The sequence below is a fragment of the Kitasatospora sp. NPDC059160 genome, assembly GCF_042755465.1.
Taxonomy (GTDB): domain Bacteria; phylum Actinomycetota; class Actinomycetes; order Streptomycetales; family Streptomycetaceae; genus Kitasatospora.
Genome location: NZ_JBHZCN010000057.1, coordinates 53,385 through 60,137, shown reverse-complemented (window position 1 = coordinate 60,137; position 6,753 = coordinate 53,385). Strand labels below are relative to the sequence as shown.

At 70.2% G+C, this 6,753-nt stretch carries 6 protein-coding genes; all 6 read right to left on the bottom strand.

The window, feature by feature from the left end:
- Positions 1-342: 342 nt before the first annotated feature.
- Positions 343-2,028, bottom strand: a complete 1,686-nt coding sequence (locus ACFXOZ_RS24060; protein WP_375896092.1) for a ribonuclease J — start codon at positions 2,026-2,028, stop codon at positions 343-345.
- Positions 2,029-2,199: 171 nt separating this feature from the next.
- A complete protein-coding gene (dapA, locus tag ACFXOZ_RS24055; protein WP_380529294.1) occupies positions 2,200-3,099 on the bottom strand; it encodes a 4-hydroxy-tetrahydrodipicolinate synthase in 900 nt (299 codons plus the stop codon).
- Between the two features lie 213 nt (positions 3,100-3,312).
- Positions 3,313-4,044 (bottom strand): FAD-dependent thymidylate synthase, encoded by a 732-nt coding sequence (gene thyX / locus ACFXOZ_RS24050; protein WP_380592546.1) that lies wholly within the window; start codon positions 4,042-4,044, stop codon positions 3,313-3,315.
- On the bottom strand, positions 4,041-4,499 hold the full coding sequence (locus tag ACFXOZ_RS24045) for a hypothetical protein (protein ID WP_375896085.1): 459 nt from the start codon (positions 4,497-4,499) through the stop codon (positions 4,041-4,043). The genes thyX and ACFXOZ_RS24045 overlap by 4 nt, the downstream gene beginning before the upstream one ends.
- A 25-nt stretch (positions 4,500-4,524) precedes the next feature.
- Positions 4,525-5,271, bottom strand: coding sequence for a 4-hydroxy-tetrahydrodipicolinate reductase (gene dapB, locus ACFXOZ_RS24040; RefSeq protein WP_380529296.1), 747 nt, complete (start codon positions 5,269-5,271; stop codon positions 4,525-4,527).
- Positions 5,272-5,300: 29 nt separating this feature from the next.
- On the bottom strand, positions 5,301-6,653 hold the full coding sequence (locus ACFXOZ_RS24035; protein WP_375896080.1) for a M16 family metallopeptidase: 1,353 nt from the start codon (positions 6,651-6,653) through the stop codon (positions 5,301-5,303).
- Positions 6,654-6,753 lie beyond the last annotated feature (100 nt).

Below are 6,753 nucleotides of genomic sequence, written 5' to 3'. Positions count from 1 at the left end.
TGACTTTTGGCACGCTGTTGAGTTCTCAAGGAACGGACGCTTCCTTCGGACCGCCTTCCAGCGGGCCCTCCGGGCGCTTCGTTCTTTCGTGTTTCAAGCTTATCAGATGTTTTCCGCTCCGTTTTCCGGAGTTTCATTCATCCGATTTGGCTTTTGCCTTTCGGCGCTCCCGAACTCTACCAGAGTTTCTCGGTCCGTTTTCCCGGTAGTTCTCGAATTCGCATTCGTATTCGAGGACTTCCTTGGGGCTCGTCCCGTGGGGCAACCCGGAGAACATTACGCACCGGGTCGCCCCACGTCAAACCAGCCTCAGCGGGGCCGGACGAGGGTCTGGAGCGGGGCTCAGACCTCGACGACGACCGGCAGGATCATCGGCCGGCGGCGGTAGTTGTCCGCGACCCACTTGCCGATGGTCCGGCGGACGAGCTGCTGCACCTGGCGGGGCTCCAGCACGCCGTCGCTCGCCGAGCGGTCCAGGGCCTCCTGGAGCTTGGCGACGACCGGCACGAAGGCGTTGTCGTCGATGCCGGAGCCGCGGGCCTGGATGGTCGGGCTGCCGACCAGCTTGCCGTTGGTGGTGTCGACCGCGACGAAGACCGAGATGAAGCCCTCCTCGCCGAGGATCCTGCGGTCCTTGAGCGAGGCCTCGGTGATGTCGCCGACCGAGGCGCCGTCGACGTAGACGTAGCCGGCCCGGACCTTGCCGACGATCCGGGCGACGCCCTTCTCCAGGTCGACGCAGACGCCGTCCTCGGCGATGACCACGCGGTTGCGCGGCACGCCGGTGGCGATGCCGAGCTCGGCGGCGGCCCGCAGGTGGCGCCACTCGCCGTGGACCGGCATCAGGTTGCGCGGCTTGCAGATGTTGAAGAAGTACAGCAGCTCGCCGGCCGAGGCGTGGCCGGAGACGTGCACCTTGGCGTTGCCCTTGTGCACGACCTTGGCGCCCCAGCGGGTCAGGCCGTTGATCACGCGGTAGACGGCGTTCTCGTTGCCCGGGATGAGCGAGGACGCCAGGACGACGGTGTCGCCCTCCACGATGCGGATCTGGTGGTCGCGGTTGGCCATCCGGGACAGCGCCGCCATCGGCTCGCCCTGGGAGCCGGTGCAGATCAGCACGACCTCCTTGTCCGGCAGGTCGTCGAGCTGCTTGACGTCGACGACCATGTTGCCGGGGACCTTGAGGTACCCGAGGTCACGGGCGATGCCCATGTTGCGGACCATCGAGCGGCCGACGAAGGCGACCTTGCGCTTGTACTCGTGCGCGGCGTCCAGCACCTGCTGGATGCGGTGCACGTGGCTGGCGAAGGACGCGACGATGATGCGCTTGTCGGCGTTCGCGAAAACGTTTCGCAGCGCGGCCGAGATGTCGCGCTCGTGCGGGATGAAGCCGGGGACCTCGGCGTTGGTGGAGTCCACCAGCAGCAGGTCCATGCCCTCCTCCGCCAGCTTGGCGAAGGTCGGCAGGTCGGTGAGGCGGCCGTCCAGCGGCAGCTGGTCCATCTTGAAGTCACCGGTGGCCACGACCATGCCGGCGGGGGTGCGGACCGCCACGGCGAGGGCGTCCGGGATGGAGTGGTTGACCGCGATGAACTCGCAGTCGAAGGGGCCGATGCGCTCGCGCTCGCCCTCCTTGACCTCCAGCACGTACGGCCGGATGCGGTGCTCGGCGAGCTTGGCCTCGATCAGGGCGAGGGTCAGCTTGGAGCCGATCAGCGGGATGTCCGGGTTCTCCCGCAGGAGGAACGGGACGGCGCCGATGTGGTCCTCGTGGCCGTGGGTGAGGACGATGCCGTCGACCTTGTCGAGGCGGTCCCGGATGTAGCTGAAGTCCGGGAGGATCAGGTCCACGCCGGGCTGCTCGTCCTCGGGGAAGAGGACGCCGCAGTCGATGATCAGGATGCGGTCGCCGTACTCGAGGACCGTCATGTTGCGGCCGATCTCGCCGAGGCCGCCGAGCGGAGTGATGCGGAGGGCGCCCTCCTTGAGGGCCGGGGGCGCGCCGAGTTCGGGGTGCGGGTGGCTCAAAAGACTCTCCTCACGACGCACGCCATATGCCCGGGGTCCTCCCCCTGGAGACATATGGCGTGCGTACTCAGTGTCGTTCTTCCTACTGGGTCTGTGCTCTCGCGCCTTCGGTCCGGTCCAGCGGCGGACCCGGTCGGGTCCGGCGAGCCGGGGCGCGCACGTCTGTGTCTGCTACAGGTGTACCCCGCCGGAGGCGAGATCCTGCTTCAATCGGTCGATCTCCTCGGACGTCGCGCCGACCAGGGGCAGGCGCAGCGGCCCGGCGGGCAGGCCCTGGAGGTCCAGCGCGGCCTTGGTGAGGATCACGCCCTGGGTGCGGAACATACCGGTGAACACCGGCAGCAGGCCCTGGTGGACGGCGGTGGCCTTGGCCACATCGCCGGCCAGGTAGGCCTCGATCATGGCCTTCAACTCACCGGCGACCACGTGCCCGACGACGCTGACCACGCCGGCGGCCCCGACGGACAGCAGCGGCAGGTTCAGGATGTCGTCGCCGGAGTACCAGGCGAGGTCGGAGCGGGCTATCGCCCAGGCCGCCGCGCCGAGGTCGCCCTTGGCGTCCTTGTTGGCGACGATCCGCGGGTGCTCGCCGAGCCGGACCAGGGTCTCGTGGCTCAGCGCGACCCCGCTGCGGCCCGGGATGTCGTACGCCATGACCGGCAGGCCGGTGGCGTCGGCGACCTGCGTGAAGTGCCGGTACAGGCCCTCCTGCGGGGGCTTGTTGTAGTACGGCGTGACGACCAGCAGGCCGTGCGCCCCGGCCGCCTCCGCCTGGCGGGCCAGTTCGACGCTGTGGTGGGTGTCGTTGGTGCCGACCCCGGCCACCACGTGGGCACGGTCCCCGACCGCCTCCACCACGGCGCGGACGAGCTGGGCCTTCTCGGCGTCGCTGGTGGTCGGGGACTCACCGGTGGTGCCGTTGACGACGAGGCCGTCGTTCCCGGAGTCGACGAGGTGCGTGGCGAGGCGCTGGGCGCCGTCGAGGTCGAGCGCGCCGTCGGCGGTGAACGGGGTGACCATCGCGGTCAGTACCCGGCCGAACGGCGTCTGGGGGGTGGAGGTCGGAGCCATGCGTCCAAAGCTACTCGTAGGCGGTGGGGCGGTACCCATGCCGGTCCATGGTTCGGACAGGTGAGCAGGCCAGGGGCGGGGAATGGGATCCCGGTGCTGCCCGCTCGGGGGTTCGGGCAGCACCGGGATCCGTGGTCACGAATGTAGGGAGCGGCTAGAAAAGCCGCAATCCAGACATGCCCGACACTCTGCCCATATGCCTGTCGTCCCAGGTCAGGGGGCGACCCGGCCGTGCTTCTCGAAGGCCGCATGGGTGAGCGGCATGAGCTGGGCCCACTGCTCCTCCATCCGCTCCGCGACCATCTCGATCTCGCGCTGCGGGAAGGACGGCACCGCCGAGTTCTCCCGCCGGGTGCGCAGCGAGAGGAAGTGCATCAGCGAGCGCGCGTTGCAGGTCGCGTACATCGAGGAGAACAGGCCGACCGGCAGCACCGCCCGGGCCACCTCGCGGGCCACGCCGGCCGCCAGCATCTCCTGGTAGCGGGCGTAGGACTCGCGGTACGCGGCCTCCATCGCCCCGATGGTGGTCCCGTGCTGCTCCGGGGTGCCCTCGTGGAACTCGTACTTGCCCGGACGGCCCTGCTGGACCAGCTTGCGGTCGGTGCCCGGGACGTAGAAGACCGGCTCCAGCTCGCGGTAGCGGCCGGACTCCTCGTTGTACGACCAGCCGCTGCGGTGCCGGTGGAACTCGCGGAACACGAAGATCGGCGCGCTGATGAAGAAGGTCATCGAGTTGTGCTCGAACGGCGTGCCGTGCCGGTCGCGCATCAGGAAGTTGATCAGGCCCTTGGACTTCTCCGGGTCCTGCTGGAGCGCCTCCAGGGACTGCTCCCCCGCGGTCGACACCCGGGCCGACCAGATGACGTCCGAATCGGCGGCGGCGCTGCGGACCAGCTCCACCGTCACGTCGCTCCGGAAGCTGGGGGCCGTCGGTTCGTCGCTCACGCGTTACTCCTTGCGGGTTCGGTGCTGTGCAGCTTGATGGCGTGCTGCATGGTCTTGCGGGCGCGCGGGGTGTCGCCGGCGTCGGCGTAGGCCACGGCGAGGCGGAACCAGACCCGCCAGTCGCCCGGCGCGGCCTCCGCCTCGGCCTGGCGGCGGGTGAACACCGCGTCGGCCGAGGCCCGGTCGATCCGTCCGCCGCCGGTGCGCCGGAGCTCGTCCACCGGCAGGCCGCCCTCGGCCTCCAGCTCCCGGGCGAGCTGCTCGCTGGCCCGGCCGAAGCGGACGGTCTGGCGCAGGAACCAGATGCCGATCACCGGGATCACGAAGGCGCAGAGGCCGATGCCGATGCCGAGCGGCTTTCCGGTGGCGACCAGCTGGACGCCCTCCCCCACGCAGAGGAGGGCGACCAGCAGCAGTACGCCGGACAGGACGAAGAAACCGGTACGGGAGGTCATGTCGCGCTCCTGGGGTTCACCACGGTCACACGTCCAGGAAGTGTTCGAGGCCGAAGGTCAGCCCCGGGGTCTCGACGACCTTGCGCACGCCCAGCAGGATGCCCGGCATGAAGCTGCTGTGGTGCAGTGAGTCGTGCCGGATGGTGAGCGTCTCGCCGGTGTCGCCGAACATCACCTGCTGGTGGGCGAGCAGGCCGCGCAGCCGTACGGCGTGCACCGGCACCCCGTCCACGTCGGCGCCGCGCGCGCCGGGCAGGCTGTGGGTGGTCGGATCCTGCTGCTTCGGCCGGCCGGCCTCGGCGCGGGCCGCGGCGATCAGCTGGGCGGTGCGGGTGGCGGTGCCGCTGGGGGCGTCGGCCTTGCGGTCGTGGTGGAGTTCGACCACCTCGACCGACTCGAAGTACCTCGCCGCCAGCTGGGAGAACTTCATGCCGAGGATCGCGCCGATGGAGAAGTTGGGCGCGATCAGCAGGCCGAGGTCGGGGGCCTGCGCCAACAGGCCCTCGACGGTGGCCAGTCGCTCGTCGGTCCAGCCGGTGGTGCCGGTGACCACGTGGATGCCGTGGCGCAGGCAGTAGTCGAGGTTGCCCATCACCGAGTCCGGGTGGGTGAGTTCGACGGCGACCTGGGCACCGGCCTCGGTCAGCTCCTCCAGCCTGGAGCCGCGGCCGAGGGTGGCCACCAGCTCCAGGTCCGGCGCGGCCTCGACGGCCTTGACCGCCTCCGAGCCGATCCGTCCGTTGGCACCGATCACGGCGACACGCAGCGTCATAGCGACGTTCCTCTCCGGGGGGACAATCCTCAGACCAGCAGATCGGCGAGCCGGGCGGCCCGCTTGTCGTTGACCGGCCCGATCAGCGCCAGCGACGGCCGGTACGCGCCCAGCACATCACGGGCCACCGCGTGGACGTCCTCCAGGGTCACCGCGGCGATCCGCGCCAGCATGTCGTCCACCGACAGGTGGTGCCCGTAGCTGAGTTCGGCCTTGCCGATCCGGTTCATCAGCGAGCCGGTGTCCTCCATGCCGAGCACGGTGGAGCCGGAGATCTGGCCGATCGCGCGCTGCAGCTCCTCCTCGGTGATGCCGTCGGCGACCACCTTGGCGAGCTCCTCGCGGCAGATCCGCAGCACCTCCTCGACGCGCTTGGGCTGGCAGCCGGCGTAGATGCCGAACAGGCCGCTGTCCGCGTAGGAGGAGGAGTACGAGTAGACGGAGTAGGCCAGGCCGCGCTTCTCCCGGACCTCCTGGAACAGCCGGGAGCTCATCCCGCCGCCCAGGGCCGCGTTGAGCACGCCCATCGCCCAGCGGCGCTCGTCGTGCCGGGGCACGCCGGGCACGCCCAGCACCAGGTGGGCCTGCTCGGTGGAGCGGTTGAGCACCTCGACCCGGCCGGCCGTGCGCAGCGCCTTGACGCCGCGGCGGGCCTCGGCGGGCGCCGCGGTGGAGCGGGCCAGCACCGGCGCGAAGGCCTCCTGGACCTGCTTGACGACCTTGCGGTGGTCGAGGTTGCCGGCCGCCGCGACGACCAGGTTCTCCGGGCGGTAGCGGCGGTGGTAGAAGCCGGCGACCTGGTCCCGGGTGAGGGCCTTGATGGTCTCCTGGGTGCCGAGGATCGGGCGGCCGAGCGGGCCGCTGCCGAAGATCACCTTGGCGAACAGGTCGTGGACGACGTCACCCGGGTCGTCCTCGGCCATCGCCATCTCCTCGAGGATGACGCCGCGTTCGGCGTCGACGTCCTCGGCGCGGATCAGCGAGCCGGTGAGCATGTCGCAGACCACGTCGATGGCCAGCGGCAGGTCGGTGTCCAGGACCCGGGCGTAGTAGCAGGTGTTCTCCTTCGCGGTGAAGGCGTTCATCTCGCCGCCGACCGCGTCCAGGGCCGCCGAGATGTCCAGCGCGCTGCGCCGCTCGGTGCCCTTGAAGAGCAGGTGCTCCAGGTAGTGGGTGGCGCCGTTGAGCTGCGGGGTCTCGTCCCGGGAGCCGACGCCGACCCAGATGCCGAAGGTCGCGGAGCGCACTGTCGGCAGGGTCTCGGTGACGACCCGCAGGCCGCCGGGGAGGACGGTGCGGCGCACCGTGCCGGCGCCGTCGACGCCCTTGAGCAGGGTCCGGGTGGAGCCGGGACGCTGCTTTACCGCCGGGGCCTGGGCCACGGGGGGTACCTCCAGAGGAAACGCACGTGGAATGGCACGTACGGACGAACGCGTGGACAACAGGGTGCGGCCCGCACGCCGGGAGGCGTACGGGCCGCAA

Bases quoted from the DNA above. Each gene is read 5' to 3' on its own strand.
- dapA (WP_380529294.1), bottom strand. From the start codon at position 3,099: ATGGCTCCGACCTCCACCCCCCAGACGCCGTTCGGCCGGGTACTGACC.
- dapB (WP_380529296.1), bottom strand. From the start codon at position 5,271: ATGACGCTGCGTGTCGCCGTGATCGGTGCCAACGGACGGATCGGCTCG.
- ACFXOZ_RS24045 (WP_375896085.1), bottom strand. From the start codon at position 4,499: ATGACCTCCCGTACCGGTTTCTTCGTCCTGTCCGGCGTACTGCTGCTG.